General features: G+C 33.9%; 22 protein-coding genes. 3 read left to right on the top strand and 19 right to left on the bottom strand.

What is annotated here, in order from left to right:
* Positions 1-135 precede the first annotated feature (135 nt).
* The 3 genes from fmt to C8N41_RS08765 all read right to left on the bottom strand — a co-directional run bounded on the left by fmt (position 136) and on the right by C8N41_RS08765 (position 3,678).
* A complete protein-coding gene (gene fmt / locus C8N41_RS08755) occupies positions 136-1,095 on the bottom strand; it encodes a methionyl-tRNA formyltransferase (RefSeq protein ID WP_115838990.1) in 960 nt (319 codons plus the stop codon).
* A complete protein-coding gene (locus C8N41_RS08760) occupies positions 1,092-2,981 on the bottom strand; it encodes a RecQ family ATP-dependent DNA helicase (RefSeq protein ID WP_115838991.1) in 1,890 nt (629 codons plus the stop codon). The genes fmt and C8N41_RS08760 overlap by 4 nt, the downstream gene beginning before the upstream one ends.
* A gap of 154 nt (positions 2,982-3,135) precedes the next feature.
* Complete coding sequence (locus tag C8N41_RS08765) at positions 3,136-3,678, bottom strand: AAA family ATPase (protein ID WP_092443768.1); 543 nt, start codon at positions 3,676-3,678, stop codon at positions 3,136-3,138.
* Positions 3,679-3,756: 78 nt separating this feature from the next.
* Between C8N41_RS08765 and C8N41_RS08770 the strand changes: the two genes are divergently transcribed.
* The 3 genes from C8N41_RS08770 to murA all read left to right on the top strand — a co-directional run bounded on the left by C8N41_RS08770 (position 3,757) and on the right by murA (position 6,123).
* Positions 3,757-4,050, top strand: a complete 294-nt coding sequence (locus C8N41_RS08770) for a DUF493 family protein (RefSeq protein ID WP_115838992.1) — start codon at positions 3,757-3,759, stop codon at positions 4,048-4,050.
* Positions 4,051-4,140: 90 nt separating this feature from the next.
* Entirely contained in the window at positions 4,141-4,800 is a 660-nt protein-coding gene (locus C8N41_RS08775; RefSeq protein ID WP_115838993.1) for a DUF4290 domain-containing protein, read from the top strand.
* Between the two features lie 6 nt (positions 4,801-4,806).
* On the top strand, positions 4,807-6,123 hold the full coding sequence (murA, locus tag C8N41_RS08780; RefSeq protein WP_115838994.1) for a UDP-N-acetylglucosamine 1-carboxyvinyltransferase: 1,317 nt from the start codon (positions 4,807-4,809) through the stop codon (positions 6,121-6,123).
* Between the two features lie 83 nt (positions 6,124-6,206).
* On the opposite strand, the gene C8N41_RS16940 is transcribed toward murA, so the two are convergent.
* From C8N41_RS16940 to arsB, 16 genes are all read right to left on the bottom strand, one after another.
* Positions 6,207-6,344, bottom strand: coding sequence for a hypothetical protein (locus C8N41_RS16940; RefSeq protein ID WP_170137108.1), 138 nt, complete (start codon positions 6,342-6,344; stop codon positions 6,207-6,209).
* A gap of 49 nt (positions 6,345-6,393) precedes the next feature.
* The gene (locus C8N41_RS08785) at positions 6,394-6,747 is read right to left on the bottom strand and encodes a nuclear transport factor 2 family protein (RefSeq protein WP_115838995.1); all 354 of its coding nucleotides are present in this window, start codon (positions 6,745-6,747) and stop codon (positions 6,394-6,396) included.
* A 230-nt stretch (positions 6,748-6,977) separates the two neighbouring features.
* Complete coding sequence (locus C8N41_RS08790) at positions 6,978-8,279, bottom strand: cryptochrome/photolyase family protein (protein WP_115838996.1); 1,302 nt, start codon at positions 8,277-8,279, stop codon at positions 6,978-6,980.
* 50 nt (positions 8,280-8,329) lie between these two features.
* Entirely contained in the window at positions 8,330-8,797 is a 468-nt protein-coding gene (locus C8N41_RS08795) for an SRPBCC family protein (protein WP_115839530.1), read from the bottom strand.
* Positions 8,798-8,834: 37 nt separating this feature from the next.
* Entirely contained in the window at positions 8,835-9,299 is a 465-nt protein-coding gene (locus tag C8N41_RS08800) for a TspO/MBR family protein (protein ID WP_115838997.1), read from the bottom strand.
* A gap of 6 nt (positions 9,300-9,305) precedes the next feature.
* Complete coding sequence (locus C8N41_RS08805; RefSeq protein WP_115838998.1) at positions 9,306-9,794, bottom strand: glutathione peroxidase; 489 nt, start codon at positions 9,792-9,794, stop codon at positions 9,306-9,308.
* A 32-nt stretch (positions 9,795-9,826) separates the two neighbouring features.
* Complete coding sequence (locus tag C8N41_RS08810; RefSeq protein ID WP_115838999.1) at positions 9,827-10,513, bottom strand: SDR family NAD(P)-dependent oxidoreductase; 687 nt, start codon at positions 10,511-10,513, stop codon at positions 9,827-9,829.
* A gap of 9 nt (positions 10,514-10,522) precedes the next feature.
* Complete coding sequence (locus C8N41_RS08815; protein ID WP_092443750.1) at positions 10,523-10,756, bottom strand: hypothetical protein; 234 nt, start codon at positions 10,754-10,756, stop codon at positions 10,523-10,525.
* Positions 10,757-10,759: 3 nt separating this feature from the next.
* Positions 10,760-11,452, bottom strand: coding sequence for a GTP cyclohydrolase I FolE (gene folE, locus C8N41_RS08820; protein WP_092443748.1), 693 nt, complete (start codon positions 11,450-11,452; stop codon positions 10,760-10,762).
* Positions 11,453-11,507: 55 nt separating this feature from the next.
* The gene (locus C8N41_RS08825; protein WP_115839000.1) at positions 11,508-11,780 is read right to left on the bottom strand and encodes a TIGR03643 family protein; all 273 of its coding nucleotides are present in this window, start codon (positions 11,778-11,780) and stop codon (positions 11,508-11,510) included.
* Entirely contained in the window at positions 11,777-12,208 is a 432-nt protein-coding gene (locus C8N41_RS08830) for a hypothetical protein (protein WP_115839001.1), read from the bottom strand. Before C8N41_RS08830 ends, C8N41_RS08825 begins: the two co-directional genes overlap by 4 nt.
* A gap of 237 nt (positions 12,209-12,445) precedes the next feature.
* Positions 12,446-12,619: a DUF2256 domain-containing protein gene (locus C8N41_RS08835; RefSeq protein WP_092443742.1), complete on the bottom strand. Its 174-nt coding sequence runs from the start codon at positions 12,617-12,619 to the stop codon at positions 12,446-12,448.
* A gap of 116 nt (positions 12,620-12,735) precedes the next feature.
* On the bottom strand, positions 12,736-14,154 hold the full coding sequence (locus C8N41_RS08840) for an SDR family oxidoreductase (RefSeq protein ID WP_115839002.1): 1,419 nt from the start codon (positions 14,152-14,154) through the stop codon (positions 12,736-12,738).
* 29 nt (positions 14,155-14,183) lie between these two features.
* Positions 14,184-15,494 (bottom strand): ABC1 kinase family protein, encoded by a 1,311-nt coding sequence (locus C8N41_RS08845; RefSeq protein ID WP_115839003.1) that lies wholly within the window; start codon positions 15,492-15,494, stop codon positions 14,184-14,186.
* Entirely contained in the window at positions 15,495-16,151 is a 657-nt protein-coding gene (locus tag C8N41_RS08850; protein ID WP_115839004.1) for a TetR family transcriptional regulator C-terminal domain-containing protein, read from the bottom strand.
* Between the two features lie 94 nt (positions 16,152-16,245).
* Positions 16,246-17,301, bottom strand: coding sequence for an ACR3 family arsenite efflux transporter (arsB, locus tag C8N41_RS08855; RefSeq protein WP_115839005.1), 1,056 nt, complete (start codon positions 17,299-17,301; stop codon positions 16,246-16,248).
* Position 17,302 lies beyond the last annotated feature (1 nt).

Raw genomic sequence — 17,302 nt, forward strand, 5'->3', positions numbered from 1 at the left:
ACAAAATTATTAGGAATATTAAGCTACACAAGTAATAGTAAGGGAAATACGGCTTTTTGTTAATAACTTCGAGCATTTGTTAATAAAGCATGTGTATTTCATCGAATATTTTATAAAACCAATGATAATAGGGGTTTACAGCAGTTTTGCAGATGCAGAAAATTGAAACCCGTTAAGTAATGATTTTACATTCATTTTACGTTTTCCTGGTAATTGAATTTCCAAAATATGAATGTAACCTCCTTGACATGCGACTTTTAATTCATCTTTGGTCGATAAAATGGTGCCGTTGGCATCATTGTGTTCTTGTTCTTGCTTTTCAATAGCATATATTTTAACGGCCAAAGGCTTTTTATCATCAGTTTCTAAATAACACCAAGCGGCAGGAAACGGGTTTAAACCTCTAATCTTATTATAGATAGTGTTTAAAGGTTGTGACCAATCTATTTTACAGTTATCTCGATGCAGTTTGTAAGCGGTTTTTAGGTCATCTGTGTGCGGCTGTACCGTTGTTGTTACTGTTCCTGTTTCAATTTGCTCTACGGTTTTAATAACCAGTTTACTTCCAATGGTCATAAGTTCATCGTGCAATTCACCCACCGTTGTACGCGGACCAATTGCTGTGGTTTCACTTTTAATAATAGCTCCTGTATCAATTTTTTCATCAATAAAAAAAGTGGTGACTCCTGTTTGAGTTTCTCCATTTATTATGGCCCAATGGATTGGTGCAGCTCCTCGGTACTGTGGCAATAAGGATGCGTGCAAGTTAAAGGTACCATAAGTTGGCATTTGCCACACCACTTTTGGTAACATTCTGAACGCTACAATGATTTGAAGGTTAGCATTGAGTGCTTTCAGTTTTTCTAAAAATGACTCCGCTTTTAAATTGGTTGGTTGTAGAACTGTTAACTTGTGTTCTAAAGCAAATTCTTTTACAGCCGAAGCTCTTAATTTCTGCCCACGTCCTGCAGGTCTATCGGGAGCCGTTATAACTCCTACAACTTTATAATTATTATCTAGTAAGGCTTTTAATGTGGCCACCGCAAAATCTGGTGTCCCCATAAAAACGATACGTAAATCACGTTTTTGTGTCATACAAGTGTGTAAGTATTAGCGTGTGTTAATGTTATTTTATGTAACTCTATAAGTTCTGATAATCCTGTTAAAAGATTATGTTCAGAACATTTAAGTTGTTGTAATAATTGACGCGAAGATAAGGCTTCAGTTTCTAATGCTTTTAAAATTTGAAACGTTATTGTGTTATCTAAGTTTTCTCCTGAAGCTTTAGCCATACATACCGAACATATACCACAAGATACTTCGGCTGTTTCGCCAAAATAATGCAATAATTGTTGACTCTTGCATACAGTGTTGTTACGTACGTATTGCAAAACAGCTTCTATTTGTTGGTGTTTTAAAGTATGTTGTTGCTTTATTGTTTTCGCGATAGGATTAATAGTAATATCATCTTCACGAGGTTTTAAAAACGTAATTTCCGAATCTGTATTTGCCATTTGTAAACTAATAACTTCATCTTTTTCTAGACGTTGCAATTGCGCAATGACTAGCTTCTCTGGAAGTTTTACTTTGTCAACCACCAAACTGAGATTTACTTTGGTTTCATAATCAAAAATTCCTCCATAGGTTCTTAACAGTACTTTTACTAAGACATTTAAGTCGAGATGCGTTTCTAGATATTTAAACAAAACGGCATTTGAGGTGATAAATTGAATTTTAGTTCTAAAGTTAAAATGCTGCGTTAAGGTAAGTATAGCGTTGCGATCTAGTAACAATAAAGCGTTATAGGTAATACTAGCGCTTAATTTATATCGACTACAAAAGGATTTAAAATCGAATTGATGCATTGTATTTTCACCTTCACCATAAGAAATTTGAAAATAGTTACACAGTTTGTTATAAACCGTTTTCACAAAAGCAACCGAAGGTAATGTACTTAAAAATTGACTTCTAAGATGATCTTCATCTACATGCTGTTTTAAAATGATAGCTTGTGCCAGTTTTCCGTCTCTTCCAGCGCGTCCTGCTTCCTGATAATAGCTTTCTAGACTTTCTGGTAAATTAATATGAATTACAGTTCTAACATCGGCTTTATCTATACCCATACCAAAGGCAGTAGTGGCCACCATAATGTGTTTTTGACCATGACTCCATTGGTACAAGCGCTCTTGCTTTTCTTTATTTGTAATACCTCCGTGGTAAAATGTAGAAGAAAATCCTTTAGCACTAAGAAAATTATGAATGTCAGAAGTCGCTCTGCGATTTCTAACATATATTATAGATGTGCCTTTATATGTTTTTAACAGGTGTTCTAGCTGAAACAACTTATCATCTGTATGAATAACATTATACGCAATATTAGGCCTGGCAAAAGATGCTTTGTAGATATTTGGATTTATAAAATCGAGATTTTTAACAATATCCTCAACAACATTATGCTTAGCTGTAGCTGTTAACGCGATACAATTAACATGCGGATGCATTTGCCTTAAGACTGAAATGTTTTTGTAAGCGGGTCTAAAATCATTTCCCCATTGACTAATACAATGCGCTTCATCAACAGCAATTAAGTTAACACGCATTTGCTGTATGCGGTCTTGTACTAAGGTTTGTTGCAAACGCTCTGGTGACAGGTAAAGAAACTTATAATTACCGTAAATGCAATTGTCTAATTGGGTATCTAAATCTTTATAGGACATGCCAGAAGTTAATGCGATGGCTTTAATTCCTTTTGCCTTTAAGGTATTAACCTGGTCTTTCATTAAAGCAATTAATGGCGAAATAACAATACATATACCATCTTGAATCAATGCCGGAATTTGAAAACAAACAGATTTACCACCTCCTGTTGGTAAAAGTGCAAAGGTGTCTTCACGGTTGAGAACCGACGTAATAATTTCTTCTTGAAGCGGTCTAAAGGACGTGTGGTTCCAATACCGTTCTAAAACTTCTATAGGATGCATACTGTCATTTTCACTCTATAATACCGTATTTATGACTATTATTTTTACCGATATTTTTAAAATGGTAAAAAGTGGTGTCGTATACAATGTACTGTGATTATCCGAGTTAAAGATAATTGAAATTTGTAATACAACATTGTAGTGTTAAAACCCGTTAAGGCAAATTAAGAGATTCGAGAATAAAATCTACTCTTGTTTCTACACTTCCAAACGGCACATCAACTAAATGGTACCCAAAGCGCTTATACGTTGCTACTAAATGATGGTGGATAGCATTGGCTTCTTCAAAATTTTCATAGCGTTCACTATCACTGGTAAAAATCTCTTCCCAAGGTGCTAAAATATAAATTGCATCGTACTTATGACTGTGACAAGTGTTTACAAAGTGCTCAGGATAGGTATCACCAATATAGTCCATATATGCAATGACATCTGGCAAACCTCTATCTAGGAAAACAACGTTTTGGGTTTCTTTCTCGGCCGATACAAATTGTTTTGCTCTACCTTCTAAAAGTTTTTCGCTAAATAACAGAGGTTCGGTTAAAAAAAGTTGCTCAATACCATCTTTTCTAGCTTGTAAGGTGATTTGTCTAGAGATTTCGTCGTAGCATAAAAAACGACGTTTCTTCAACTCATTTATAATAGTGGTTTTTCCTGTTCCAGGTCCACCTGCGATAACGACTTTTTTCGGATTCAAATTGGCAGTATTTTTGATGTAAAAATAAAAGATAAAAATGTAAAGTTAAACGTATCTTTACAACTGAAAAATTTCAACATGGATAATTCAAAAAAAACAGACGAGTTTTACGACAAATTAAAAACACAACTTTACGATACAGCCCTTTGGCCATCGGAGTATTTATATAAGTTTATTGTAGTTTCTAAAGGGCCAAGTATCAATCATATTGAAGCCCTTTTTGATAATTTAGGAGCGGTTATTTCTACGAAAGTGTCTAAGAACGGAAAATACACTAGTGTCTCTATAAATGTGAGAATGAAAAACCCTGAAGCGGTTATAGCTAAATATAAGGAAGTCGCAGAAAATGTAGAAGGAGTAATTTCCCTGTAATAATTTGTTCAAGAATCATATTTTTTTGTACTTTGCAACAAAACCTAGAGACTTCAGGTTATAACGATATACCACACACATTTTACAATTTTGATTGACGATTTAGAATACAACACAGAGCGCGAGCATTTAATTATACCAGAATATGGCCGTCATCTGCAAAAGATGATTAATTACGCTAAGTCTCGCGAAACCAAAGAAGAACGTAATAAAGTAGCCAAAGCGGTTATCGCTGTAATGGGAAATTTACAGCCACATTTAAGAGATGTGCCAGATTTTCAGCATAAGTTATGGGATCAGTTGTTTATAATGGCAGATTTTGAAATTGATGTAGACGCTCCATTTGGTGAACCATCGAAAGATGAAATATTAGCGAAACCAGAACCTTTAAAATATCCTCAGAACCATCCCAAGTATCGTTTCTACGGAAATAATATTAAAACGATGATTGATGTTGCTGTTGGTTGGGAAGAAGGAGAGCTAAAAGAAGCTTTAACATATACTATTGCCAATCACATGAAAAAGTGTTTTCTAAATTGGAATAAAGATACCGTTGAAGATGAAGTGATTTATGCACATTTATTAGAACTTTCTGGCGGTAAAATTGATTTAAAAAACAGCGAAGAAGCGCTAAGTGATTCTACAAGTTTAATGCGCACCAAATCTAAATATGGTGGTAAAAGCAATTCAAACAAAAAGAATTCATCCTCAAATAAGAAAAAATATACTAATAATAGAAAACGTTACTAAAAACGGATGAGTACATTTAAAATTGAAGGAGGTCACCGATTAAAAGGTAAAATTCAGCCTCAAGGTGCCAAAAACGAAGCCTTACAAATCTTATGCGCAGTGCTCTTAACTGCCGAAGAAATTCAAATAGATAACATTCCCGATATTATTGATGTTAACAAACTAATTGCTTTATTAAAAAAGCTTGGAGTTAAGATTAATAAACTCGATAAAGGGTCTTATACCTTTAAGGCCGACGAGGTTAATTTAAACTATTTAGAATCCGTAGCATTTAAAGAAGACGGTAAAGGCTTAAGAGGTTCTATTATGATTGTTGGACCGCTTTTAGCACGTTTTGGAAAAGGTTATATTCCTAAACCAGGTGGTGATAAAATTGGTCGTCGTCGTTTAGATACGCATTTTGAAGGTTTTATTAATCTTGGTGCTAAATTTCGTTATAACAGAGAAGAATTGTTCTATGGAGTAGAAGCAGAGAAGTTAAAAGGTACGTATATGCTTTTAGATGAGGCTTCCGTTACCGGAACTGCAAATATTGTAATGGCTGCTGTTTTAGCAGAAGGAACGACCACTATTTATAATGCGGCTTGCGAACCCTATTTACAGCAATTATGTAAGATGTTGAACCGAATGGGAGCTAAGATTTCTGGTGTGGGTTCTAATTTACTTACCATTGAGGGTGTTGATGTTTTAGGTGGTACAAACCATAGAATGCTACCAGATATGATTGAAATTGGTAGCTGGATAGGTTTAGCTGCTATGACAAAGAGTGAATTAACAATTACTAATGTTAGTTGGGATGATCTAGGGCAAATCCCTAATGTATTTAGAAAAATAGGAGTGACAGTAGAACGTCAGGGAGATGATATTCATATTCCAGCTCATACAGATGGTTATGAAGTACAAAACTTTATTGATGGTTCTATTTTAACTATTTCAGATGCTCCATGGCCAGGATTTACACCTGATTTATTGAGTATTATCTTAACAGTTTTAACTCAAGCAAGAGGAAGTGCAGTTGTACACCAAAAAATGTTTGAGAGTCGTTTGTTCTTTGTTGATAAGTTAATAGATATGGGTGCAAAAATTATTCTTTGCGACCCACATAGAGCCACTGTTATTGGTCACGATTTTAAATCGACATTAAAAGCTACTACAATGACGTCTCCAGATATTAGAGCAGGTGTTTCTTTATTAATTGCGGCATTATCAGCAAAAGGAACGTCTACTATTCATAATATTGAACAAATAGATAGAGGTTACGAAAATATTGACGAACGATTAAGAGCTATTGGTGCTAAAATTGAACGTGTAGAGGGCAATTAGAGTGCTCTTTAAACCATTTTTATATTTTGTAAACCAAGTATAATACGATATATAAAAGCTTCAAGTTGTATCTTGAGGCTTTTTTATATACCAATGGTTTGTTGTTGTCCGTTGTCTATATAATTAATTAAGAGGTCTTTTCTTTTGTGTTGTTTAATCAGTTGTCTATAAGTTGTTTGAGCCTGTGTGTAATTGAAAGAAGTCTTTTTAAAAAGTATCATTAATAGGAATTAGACCTTTTTTTAGAGCATTTGGGATCATTAAATGAGTTTAATAAAAATACTGCTCACTTGTAATTTTACCATCCACAACTTCATAAACACAGACTTCTTGTATTTTTTGTCTGCCTTTATCTTTAAAGGTACAATCGTAATCCATTTTAGCTGTAAAAAAGTTACCAGCAACTAAAGGGTTACTGATACTACTAAAATGGATGTTTTCAACACTGTCTATCCATTTTTTACTTTTATTCCACACATTTTGCTTTCCGGTAATTACTTCTCCAGATGTTCCAGGCATTTCTCTACTTACCACATCGTCTGCGTAAAGTTCATTAATGCAATCTAAGTTGTCACCCTTTTCGCACATTTCTTTCCATTTTTTTGCAACTCCCCACGTATTCATAATGTTGTTGATTTTATGTTAGTGCTTTAAAGTTAATAAAAAGATTGTTTCTTTAAATGTTTTTTTAAGGCAATCGCAAATAGTAAAATAAAAAAGCTCTGATGACTAATCAGAGCTTTTAAAATTGTTTATTGAAATGGTTATTTCATGTAAGACCCTAAAGGTCTTGTAAATAGCAACGTCATTATTTTGGTTTTATTATACAAATGACACCAATATTTTATATCTGTTTATTTTAAAGCCGATTTATATGTTTCTAAACATCGCTCTCTCGCCATTTTATGATCGACTATAGGCTGTGGATAGGTCAATTCTTGATACTCCGGAACCCATTGTTTTATATAGTCGTGATTTTTATCAAATTTCTGAATCTGAGTTGTGGGATTAAAAATTCTAAAATAGGGAGCGGCATCTACACCAGAACCTGCCACCCATTGCCAATTCCCAACATTACTTGCCATGTCGTAATCGTGCAATTTTTCAGCGAAATAGGCCTCGCCAAGTCGCCAATCAATTAATAAATGTTTGCATAAAAAGCTACCCACAAGCATACGCACTCTGTTGTGCATAAACCCTGTTTGTTTGAGTTGCCTCATGCCTGCATCCACAAGTGGATATCCTGTAAGACCATCGCACCATTTTTTAAATTCTTCTTCATTATTCCTCCATTCGATTCGGTCGTATTGTGGTTTAAAAGCGTTGTCCTTGGTATGTGGGAAATGCCATAGGATTTGTGTGAAAAATTCACGCCAAATTAATTCTTGCCAAAAGACTTCATTCCGTTCAGCAATAGCCTTTTTAATCATTTTACGAATACTTACAGTCCCAAACCGTAAGTGTGGCCCTAAATGAGAAGTCGCATCTTGGGCAGGGAAATTTCGGTGGGCTTCATAATTCTGAATTAACGTAGGCGTTACATCGTATGGAGAAATGTCTTGACTCGATTTCGTAAAACCAATATCCGACAAACTTAAATTAGGGAGCCTAGTATGTTCAATAACATTATTTAAATATGATTTGGTGTAGTATATTTCTAAATCAATCGTTTTAAATTTTTCCTTCCATGTACGCATATAAGGTGTGTAAACCAAGTAAGGGTCTCCATCTTTCTTAACAACCTCGCCTTTTTCAAAAATAACGTGATCTTTAAACGTTTTAAATTGAATACTATTGGATTCTAAAATAGATTTAATCTGATTATCGCGTTCGGTAGCATAAGGCTCATAATCATGATTCGTAAAAACAGTTTCAATCTCGTAATCGTTTATTAAGGATTTAAAGATATCTGTTGGTTTGCCATGATACAAAGCGATACTACTTTGATGCTCTTGCTGCAAAGTTTGCCTCATACTTTGTAGTGTTTGATGTATGAACGTCACCCGAGCATCGTCCTTAGGTAGATGTTCTAAGATTTCAGTATCAAAAATAAAAATTGGAAGAACTGAATAATCACTTCGCAAAGCTTCATAAAATCCGAGGTTATCATCTAATCTAAGATCTCTTCGAAACCAAAAAATATTAATCTTTTGCATATAATGTATAAGTGTTTAGAATATTAAAAACTTGCTTGTAGTGCAAAAAACTAGTTGTCATAGGTTCCAAACAAGGTTTGTAGCTTTTTGGTTCTATAATTAAAAATTTCTTCAAGCTTAGGTTTTACAAGAATTGGATGCACAAGTTGTCCTAGTATGCCCAATGGAACTTTATAATCAATAATATCTTCCATTTCTACACCACCATCTATTTCCTTTATAAAATGTTTATGATGCCATAAGGAGTAGGGACCAAATCGTTGCTCATCTACAAAATACTCTCGATTTTTAACATGTGTAATTTCTGTGACCCATTTTGTTTTAATACCCAATACAGGTGTCACTATATATTGTATAATTTGACCAGGAAACATTGGTCTATCTGCTCCAGACAATATATTGAAACCCATATAATCTGGTGTAATAGTTTTTAAGTTTTCAGGATCTGACAAAAAATCCCAAGCAGCATCAACTGATATAGGAAGGTTCTGTTTTTTGTGTAAAGTATATATTTTCATAAGGCTTAAAAAGAGGGTATTAATACGTTTATTAAGTCTAATTATTAAACAAGATATATCCATTTAAAGATATAGCTATACAGAGCCAAATAATATATGGTAATAACAAGTATTTTAGTTTGCTTAATGTATCGTCACAAAATGAAATAAAGAAGTACAGAATAACCAGTGTGAGAAGTATAATATTTACAAATCCCAATTGTATTAAATGTTGATTAAAAAAAATATAATTCCAGCTCACATTCAATACACAAGCCAGAGCGTATACAAATACAACATATTTTGAATTACGAATAGAAAATAAAAAGCTCAGATAAACAGAGAAACAAATCATAATCAAGGTCCAAGTTGCTCCAAAAACCCATCCTGGAGGTGTCCAGGGAGCTTTATTTAAATCTTTATACCATTCCCCAGAAACGGCATCTCCCATAAAATAATTACCTAATGCAAGTGCACCAAAATTGATTACTAGAAATAGTATGAAAAGATATAATTCTTTCAATTTACATTATTTTAAATATTTCGTAATTCTAGAACTTGTAGGGTTAGTGATTGAATAATAATAGTTTAAGAATTCACCGTTTTCGTCTATTAAATACTTTTGAAAATTCCATTTTACAGTCGTATTTTGTTTTCCATTGAGTGCTTTCTTCGTCAACCACTGATATAAAGGATGTTGGTCTGCTCCTTTAACTTTAATTTTTTCAGTAATTAAAAATGAAATTCCATAATTAATTTCGCAATATTCTTGAATCTCCTTAGCAGTACCAGGTTCCTGCTTTCCAAACTGATTACACGGTAAGGCAATGATGACGAGTGTCTCTTTATACTTATCTAGTAGTTTCTGTAAATCTCGATATTGTGGCGTAAAGCCGCACTTAGAAGCTACATTTACAAATAAAATTTTCTTACCTCTAAACTGATGTAAATCTATAGGTTGACCTTGAATACTATTAATTGCGATATTGTACACGGATTGCGTAGCAGCTGCTATCATAGAGTTAATTGTTTAAATAATTTATAAGTGTCTTAAAGTTTAAAACTTACAATACCACAGTCCATTTCAAAAACTTGCCCGGACATGGAAGCCGCTTTGTCTGATAACAGAAATCCTGCCATATCTGCAACTTCTTCAGGTTGAAGATATTTTTTTAAGGGATGGCGTTCATTCATATTAGTTACCATTCGTTCATTACGCAATAATTTTGAAGCCAACTTAGTGTTTGTAACCGTTGGTGCAATCGCATTAATACGAATGGTTGGAGCTAATTCTGCACCTAGAGATTTGGTTAAACCTTCAACTGCTGATTTTGATGCGGCCACACTTGCATGAAATGGCATGCCTAATTTGGTAGCTACTGTACTAAATAATAAAACAGAAGGATTTTTGCCTTGTTTTAAAGTTGGGATATACTTCTGAATGGCTTTAACTGCACCAATCACATTAATATTAAAATCCGTTTTAAAATCATCAACGTGAAGTCGGTTAAACGGTTTTAAATTGATGCTTCCTGGGCAATATACCAAACCGTCTACTTTATCAAAATCGGGTAAGTCGTCTTTAAGAATATCACAATCGTAATGTTTTAAATTAGGATGGGTATTCTGGGGTGAAGTACGACTAATATTCACGATGTTGTCATAAGAGGGCAGCAAAGATGAGATAATAGCATTACCTATACCTTTGCTGCCTCCTATAACAATTAATCGTTTCATAATTTAAATTTATGATGTCGCTGTTAAGGGTCTACCCTTTAATCGTTTTTCAATTTTCTGCTTAATCACAGTAAGACGCTTCATTAAATCCATTAATTTGGCATCTTTCTTCTCTTTGTATAATTCGTTAATCTCTAAAATGAGATCTTTTGCTTCTCGTGCAGCCAGAATTCTATCGCTTGTTGTTTTAAAAGAAAACTTTCTGTTTTCAAATTCTATAGCTTTTTCAATTGTTGATTCCATAGCTTAATTATTTATATAGTTTTGTAATTCTAAAATTTTTGAAGGGTTGTTAAATTCGCCTCCATAATATGTTGTTACTGTTGTAGACGTATCATCTTGAATGCCTCTAGAGGACACACATAAATGTTTGGCGTCTATAATTACAGCAACATCTTCGGTTTGTAAAACCGTTTTTAATTCGTTTGCAATTTGGTTGGTTAATCGTTCTTGAACTTGTGGTCGCTTTGCGAAGTATTGAACGATTCTGTTGAGTTTTGACAGACCAATAACTTTACCAGATGATTTGTAGGCAATATGCGCTTTTCCGATAATAGGCACAAAATGATGCTCGCAATTAGAGTAAAAGGTAATATTTTTTTCTACCAATACCTGATTATATTGATATTTATTATCAAAAAGTGCCACTTTTGGCTTGTTTTTAGGGTCTAAACCCGAAAATATTTCTTCGACATACATTTTAGCTACACGATCTGGTGTGCCTTGCAATGAGTCATCGGTTAAATCTAAACCTATAACATCCATTATTTCTGAAAATAAAATAGATATGCGTTTTTTCTTTTCATCATTAGACATCCCAAAAGCATTAGCTTTCATGGGTGTGTCTAAACTTGTAAATAAATGGTCGTCACCGATATCTTCTTTACTAAATCCATTAAGAGTAAGACCGTTTAATTCGGTATTTTTTTCTGTAATCATAGTGTCTTTTTAATGTGCTGTCTTTAAGTACTCTAAGCTTAAATCAAAGCACGTGTTAACGTTTTGAAATAGAGTTGTTTGTTATTGTTCTTTGCCTCGAACATTTAAATCTGCCCTCCTCAAATGTTCTTTTTTTAAGATGTTTAGTGGCTCTACCTTGGACTCTCTTTCTCCACAGTCTAAAGCTGCTAGGTTTTAATTCTCTTCGCATTAAATTAAGAACCTCTTGTTCTTTTAGATTAAATTGAAATGTAATAGCGTCAAACGGTGTTCTGTCTTCCCACTCCATTTCAATAATTCGATCAATGTCTTTAAGTTCTAAATTCATAGTTCTTTAGGCATTGCGTAAAGCATATCGTACTTTACCTTTTCGTCTATCATTTTATCAAAAAACTTCCTATTCTCTTTAAAAGTTTTATCAGGTCTAAATTGCACAAATTTTCCTTGCGCATGTATACTAGATCCATTGATTTTATAAATAACGAGATGGTAATAAGGAATAATCCAAGCAAAATTGCATAATCCTTTATTTATTCTTATTACAATACCTTTAGGACGCAATTCTATGTTTCCATAATTTATATCGGCAACCACATTCATCATGGATTGCATATTAGGACTCACTTTATCAATAATCATGCGTTTAGAACCTACACCGTTCATTTTCAATTTCTGTACCAAACTAAACGGACTGCCAACTAAGTCAGCTATAATCTGTTTATGGTCTGCATTGAAATGTGTAGTATTTATTATCATAACGCCTCAAATATAATAAATGTTTAAGTAATTTTGTAAAATGTTAAACAAAAATTAACACAGTATTAAGACTCTATAAGTCATTTTGTCAGTAACCACCTAAATTACTTTGCAAGCTTAAATTTCAATTGGTTAACTTAGTCGTTTTGTTATCTCGTAACTTTCATTACTAGTAGCGAAAGCCTCTTATTTGAAAGAAAATAGGTTATATTTAAATTCTGGTTAAAAGCTGATCTCTTAGTATCCATTATAGGATTTAAAGTGTATGAGCCTATTGTGTTTTCTGCAACTGTCGCTACAATATTTTACGTGTTCCCAATCACGTGCCCATTTTTTACGCCATGTGAAAGGACGATTACAAGACACACATGTTTTCTGTGATAAATTTTTCTTTTTAATTCCTTTTGGCATGTCATTAAAACTGTTCTATAGTATTTACACCCCTAAAGTCCCCTCAAGGGGACAATCCTTCAAAGTTTATCTGTTACTATTGTCCCCTTGAGGGGACTTCAGGAGTGTTTTTATTCTCATTTTTTTACTAAAGCGTTAATCATACCATTAAAAACAAAGGCATGAAACGGTAAAACGGCATACCAATACAAACGTCCCCAAATACCTTTAGGTCTAAAAACAGCACGTTGGTGTAATTGGTCGTCTACAATTTTAAACTCTAACCACGCTTCGCCAGGTAAACGCATTTCTGCGAATAGCAACAATCGTTTTTCTTCTTTGTTAGCATATAAGACGCGCCAGAAATCTAGTGCGTCGCCAGCTTCTAAATAGGTGTCGCTTGTTCGGCCACGTCTTAGACCAACACCACCAAAAAGCTTGTCCATATAACCTCTTAGTTTCCATAAACCATTAAAGCTGTACCAGCCATTTCTGCCACCAATAGCCCAGATTTTATTCAATGTAAATGCTTCGTCAGTCACTTTACGTTGCTTGACGTCTTTAAAACAGCCGAATTTTGGTAACTCAATATGCTTAGATAATTGGTCTTTAAATCGTCCGCTGCTCACAGCATCTTTCCAACTGGATATTACAGCATTTTGTTCGATTTTTTGAAAAGCTAAATCCACAGCAGTTTTATAATCCATGGGTTCAATACCAATAATGTTGTTGATGTTGCTTGGTTTGCCAATTACTTCAACCTTCATACTATCTACCAAAGCAGCAGCTAATTTAAACGACGTAGAGGTAACAAAATATAACCAATACGACGAAAGTTTTGGTGTTAATACAGGTAAGGTAAGAATGTATCGTTTTAAGCCTCTAACTTCAGCAAATTGAAGTAGCATTTCCTTGTAAGTCAGTACTTCCGGACCGAAAATATCATAAGAATTATTATACAATTCGGTTTTACCTAAACCACCTGCTAAAAAGTTGAGTACATCTCGAACGGCTAAGGGTTGTGTTTTTGTATTGAGCCATTTTGGCGTAATCATAAACGGTAACTTTTCTACGATATCTCTTATAATTTCAAATGATGCACTTCCGCTACCAACAATGATGCCTGCTCTAAATGTGGTAAGTGCATAGGTTTCAGACTTTAATGTGTTTTCAACCTTTAATCTCGATTTTAAATGTTTAGATAACGACGCATCGTTAACAATGCCACTTAAAAAAAGGACTTGTTTACAGTGGGTTGGTTCAACGAGGTCTTTAAAATTTTGAGCACATTGTTGTTCTAAATCTTCAAAATCATCGGAACTCGTAGCCATTGAATGAATTAAGTAATACGCAGCATCGATGTCTTTTGGAATTTCAGCATCTTCAGGTTTTAAGAAATCTACCTTTATAAAAGAACATAACGGATGGTCTTCAATTTCATCTGGAATTCGGTTTAAATCACGTACGCAACAGACTAATTCGTGCTTATCTTCAAGTAATTGAAGTGCGAGTCTTTTGGCAATATAGCCGGTTGTACCTGTGATTAATATGCGCATTATCATTTGAATTTTGCAAATAGTGCCATCTACAGATTTTTAAAATTATTGATTTTAACGTTTTTAGATTTTAAATCGAACATTAAATTATACAAACCAAAGAAGGTTCTGTTGATGTAAATAAAATGTTTAGAACCTCTATTGCCATTCATGTTTCTAAGTTCAGTACTTTTTGAATACCGTTGACCCATTTCTGAAATTTGATTGAAAAAATCAGGATTTGAAAAATCAAATGCCTCAACATGGAAAGGTTTTGTAAACAAGCTTAACAACTCATGAAACATAGCGCTAAAGAATTTTATTTCTTCCTCTGAATCATCCTTTCTAAGAATTTCTAGTTCGTATAATTTCTCCATGAACAATTTTTGATTGTCTATGCATTCTTTTTCAGCTAGTTCGAAATACGGAATGTAGAAATCTTCGGGAATGGTTTTCATACAACCAAAATCGAGCGCAATTAAATCGCCAGATGCTGATATTAAGAAATTTCCAGGATGCGGGTCTGCATGTACTTTTCTTAAATTGTGAATTTGAAACATATAGAAATCCCAAAGGGCTTGGCCTACCTGATTGGCTAAGGCTTCATCAGTATTGTGCGTTACAAATTCTGAAAGGTGTTCGCCTTTCATATAATCCATAGTAATGATGCGTTCAGACGATAAATCTGAATAATACTTAGGAAATTTTAAATTAGGAATTTGTTTACAAGCGTCTGCAACCGCTATACTTTGTTCAATTTCTAAGATGTAATTGGTTTCTTCTGTGAGTTTGTTTTCAACCTCTTTAAAATATTTATCAGAATCTTTTCCTTTGATATTAAACATCTTAATAGCAATGGGTTTAACCAAAGCTAAGTCTGATGCAATACTTTCCGCAACTCCAGGATATTGGATTTTCACAGCAAATTTCTTCCCATTCTTCTCTGCAATATGGACTTGGCCAATACTGGCAGCATTAACTGAAGTTGCGTTAAAAGTATCAAATAAATCTTCGGGATGTTTCCCAAAATATTTTTTAAATGTTTTTATAACTAAAGGTGGCGATAGTGGTGGCACCGAAAATTGAGACAACGAAAATTTTTCGACATAAGCCTGAGGCAATATGCTTTTTTCCATGCTCAACATTTGTGCTACTTTTAGCGCACTTCCTTTTAAGGTTTTTAAGCTATCGTAAATATCCTCGGCATTATTCTGATTAAGGCGTGCTTTGGCATCTTCTTCAGAATTCACCATTTTATCACCGTAATACTTTAAATAATTCACACCCACTTTGGCTCCTGTAGACACCAATTTAGTGGCTCTAGAAATTTTTGTAATTGGAATACTATCTATTGTTTTCATCTAGTTGGAGTGTATTTTTTCTTTGTATAAGAATTTACCAAAGTCAATAAGACTTTTTAAAGGAGTGGTATCGATAACATCAAAACTAGCCTGTACGGACTTTTCAATAAATACATCTGTTTTTTCAAATGAGGCAGAGGTGTCATCTAACCAAAATTTCATGGTGATTAACAATTGCACCCACGCCGATTCTTTTAAAGCTTTGTGTTTTAGGTCTTCAAGTTTTTCTTGCTTGAGGTCGATAGTCTTAATGCCTAAATGCCCAATGTAATCAGTGAAGTTTTTTCTTAAAAGGGATAATGTTTTTAAAGACTTAAGTTTATTTTTATCTGACTTAAGGGCATGAATCACGTAGCTTCTATTTGCCGTTAATACTTCGAAAAACGTAAAATAGAAGCTAAGTAATTTATTGCGTGCCTCAAATGAATGATAATCTTCACTCTTGTGTAGCACGCTTATAGTATTATCAAAAAATACTTTAAATATTGATTGTTCTAGTAATTCAAAAGAATTAAAAAAATCATAGAATTTCTGTTCTTCAAAATTGTTATCCTTTGCAAAGGCATATACCGAATTTGGTTTTTTATCATGGGTTAACACGTAATCCATGTAAAATGAAATGATATCTGTTTGCGTTAAATTTTTCTTTTTTGCCATTGTAATTAATTTACAATGTAAAAATACGGAATGTTTAACGATTCAATCTATTAGTTAAACAAAATTTAACAGCAATTTCTGATATCGTGGTATGTTATGAGGTGGCTTTAGGTAGATAGTACTTTTTACGTAACCAAAATGCGACTCTTACCAACAGAATTAAAGCAGGTACTTCTACCAATGGTCCAACAACGCCTGCAAAAGCTTGTCCAGAATTCAATCCAAAGACAGCGATTGCTACAGCAATGGCTAATTCAAAGTTATTACCAGCCGCAGTGAAGGCGATTGCTGCGTTTTTATCGTAAGTGGCTCCCATGGCTTTACTGACGAAAAACCCGATAAGAAACATTAATGCAAAGTATATTAATAAAGGTACTGCAATAATTAAAACGTCCATTGGGATTTCCACTATAAGCTCCCCTTTGAGTGAAAACATAACTACAATAGTAAATAATAACGCAATTAAGGTCATTGGAGAAATGGCGGGAATAAATTTGGTAGTGTACCAGTCTTCACCTTTAAGTTTTACCAAAATTAAACGCGAAAGAATACCCAATAAAAACGGAATACCTAAATAAATGGCAACACTCTCGGCAATGGTCGCAATAGAAATATCTACGATGGCGCCTTCAAAACCAAAATAGGGAGGAAGGACCGTAATAAACAAGTAGGCATAAAAACTGTATGCAAACACTTGAAATATACTATTCAAAGCAACCAAACCAGCTCCGTATTCACTACTGCCTTCTGCTAAATCATTCCAAACTAAAACCATAGCGATACAGCGTGCCAAACCTATTAAGATTAGGCCAACCATATATTCAGGATAGTTTCTTAAAAAAGTAATGGCCAAAATAAACATTAAAACAGGACCAAGCACCCAGTTTAAAACCAAAGAAATAGATAAGACTTTGACATCTTTAAACACTTTTGGTAGTAAGGCGTAATTCACTTTTGCCAATGGAGGATACATCATTAAAATGAGCCCAATAGCGATCGGAATGTTAGTGGTTCCGCTACTATAAGATTCCACTAATTCAGGAAATGAGGGGACAAAAAAGCCGATACCAACGCCTATAGCCATGGCTATAAAAATCCATAATGTAAGATAATTATCTAAAAAGCTTAATTTTTTCTTGATTGCTGTCATG

It is taken from the genome of Winogradskyella sediminis (assembly GCF_003387355.1).
GTDB lineage: Bacteria > Bacteroidota > Bacteroidia > Flavobacteriales > Flavobacteriaceae > Winogradskyella > Winogradskyella sediminis.

Excerpts from the sequence above, each read along its gene's own strand:
- fmt (WP_115838990.1), bottom strand. The coding sequence starts at position 1,095 with ATGACACAAAAACGTGATTTACGTATCGTTTTTATGGGGACACCAGAT.
- C8N41_RS08760 (WP_115838991.1), bottom strand. The coding sequence starts at position 2,981 with ATGCATCCTATAGAAGTTTTAGAACGGTATTGGAACCACACGTCCTTT.
- C8N41_RS08770 (WP_115838992.1), top strand. The coding sequence starts at position 3,757 with ATGGATAATTCAAAAAAAACAGACGAGTTTTACGACAAATTAAAAACA.
- murA (WP_115838994.1), top strand. The coding sequence starts at position 4,807 with ATGAGTACATTTAAAATTGAAGGAGGTCACCGATTAAAAGGTAAAATT.
- C8N41_RS16940 (WP_170137108.1), bottom strand. The coding sequence starts at position 6,344 with ATGATACTTTTTAAAAAGACTTCTTTCAATTACACACAGGCTCAAACA.
- C8N41_RS08785 (WP_115838995.1), bottom strand. The coding sequence starts at position 6,747 with ATGAATACGTGGGGAGTTGCAAAAAAATGGAAAGAAATGTGCGAAAAG.
- C8N41_RS08790 (WP_115838996.1), bottom strand. The coding sequence starts at position 8,279 with ATGCAAAAGATTAATATTTTTTGGTTTCGAAGAGATCTTAGATTAGAT.
- C8N41_RS08795 (WP_115839530.1), bottom strand. The coding sequence starts at position 8,797 with ATGAAAATATATACTTTACACAAAAAACAGAACCTTCCTATATCAGTT.
- C8N41_RS08805 (WP_115838998.1), bottom strand. The coding sequence starts at position 9,794 with ATGATAGCAGCTGCTACGCAATCCGTGTACAATATCGCAATTAATAGT.
- C8N41_RS08810 (WP_115838999.1), bottom strand. The coding sequence starts at position 10,513 with ATGAAACGATTAATTGTTATAGGAGGCAGCAAAGGTATAGGTAATGCT.
- C8N41_RS08815 (WP_092443750.1), bottom strand. The coding sequence starts at position 10,756 with ATGGAATCAACAATTGAAAAAGCTATAGAATTTGAAAACAGAAAGTTT.
- folE (WP_092443748.1), bottom strand. The coding sequence starts at position 11,452 with ATGATTACAGAAAAAAATACCGAATTAAACGGTCTTACTCTTAATGGA.
- C8N41_RS08825 (WP_115839000.1), bottom strand. The coding sequence starts at position 11,780 with ATGAATTTAGAACTTAAAGACATTGATCGAATTATTGAAATGGAGTGG.
- C8N41_RS08830 (WP_115839001.1), bottom strand. The coding sequence starts at position 12,208 with ATGATAATAAATACTACACATTTCAATGCAGACCATAAACAGATTATA.
- C8N41_RS08835 (WP_092443742.1), bottom strand. The coding sequence starts at position 12,619 with ATGCCAAAAGGAATTAAAAAGAAAAATTTATCACAGAAAACATGTGTG.
- C8N41_RS08840 (WP_115839002.1), bottom strand. The coding sequence starts at position 14,154 with ATGCGCATATTAATCACAGGTACAACCGGCTATATTGCCAAAAGACTC.
- C8N41_RS08845 (WP_115839003.1), bottom strand. The coding sequence starts at position 15,494 with ATGAAAACAATAGATAGTATTCCAATTACAAAAATTTCTAGAGCCACT.
- C8N41_RS08850 (WP_115839004.1), bottom strand. The coding sequence starts at position 16,151 with ATGGCAAAAAAGAAAAATTTAACGCAAACAGATATCATTTCATTTTAC.
- arsB (WP_115839005.1), bottom strand. The coding sequence starts at position 17,301 with ATGACAGCAATCAAGAAAAAATTAAGCTTTTTAGATAATTATCTTACA.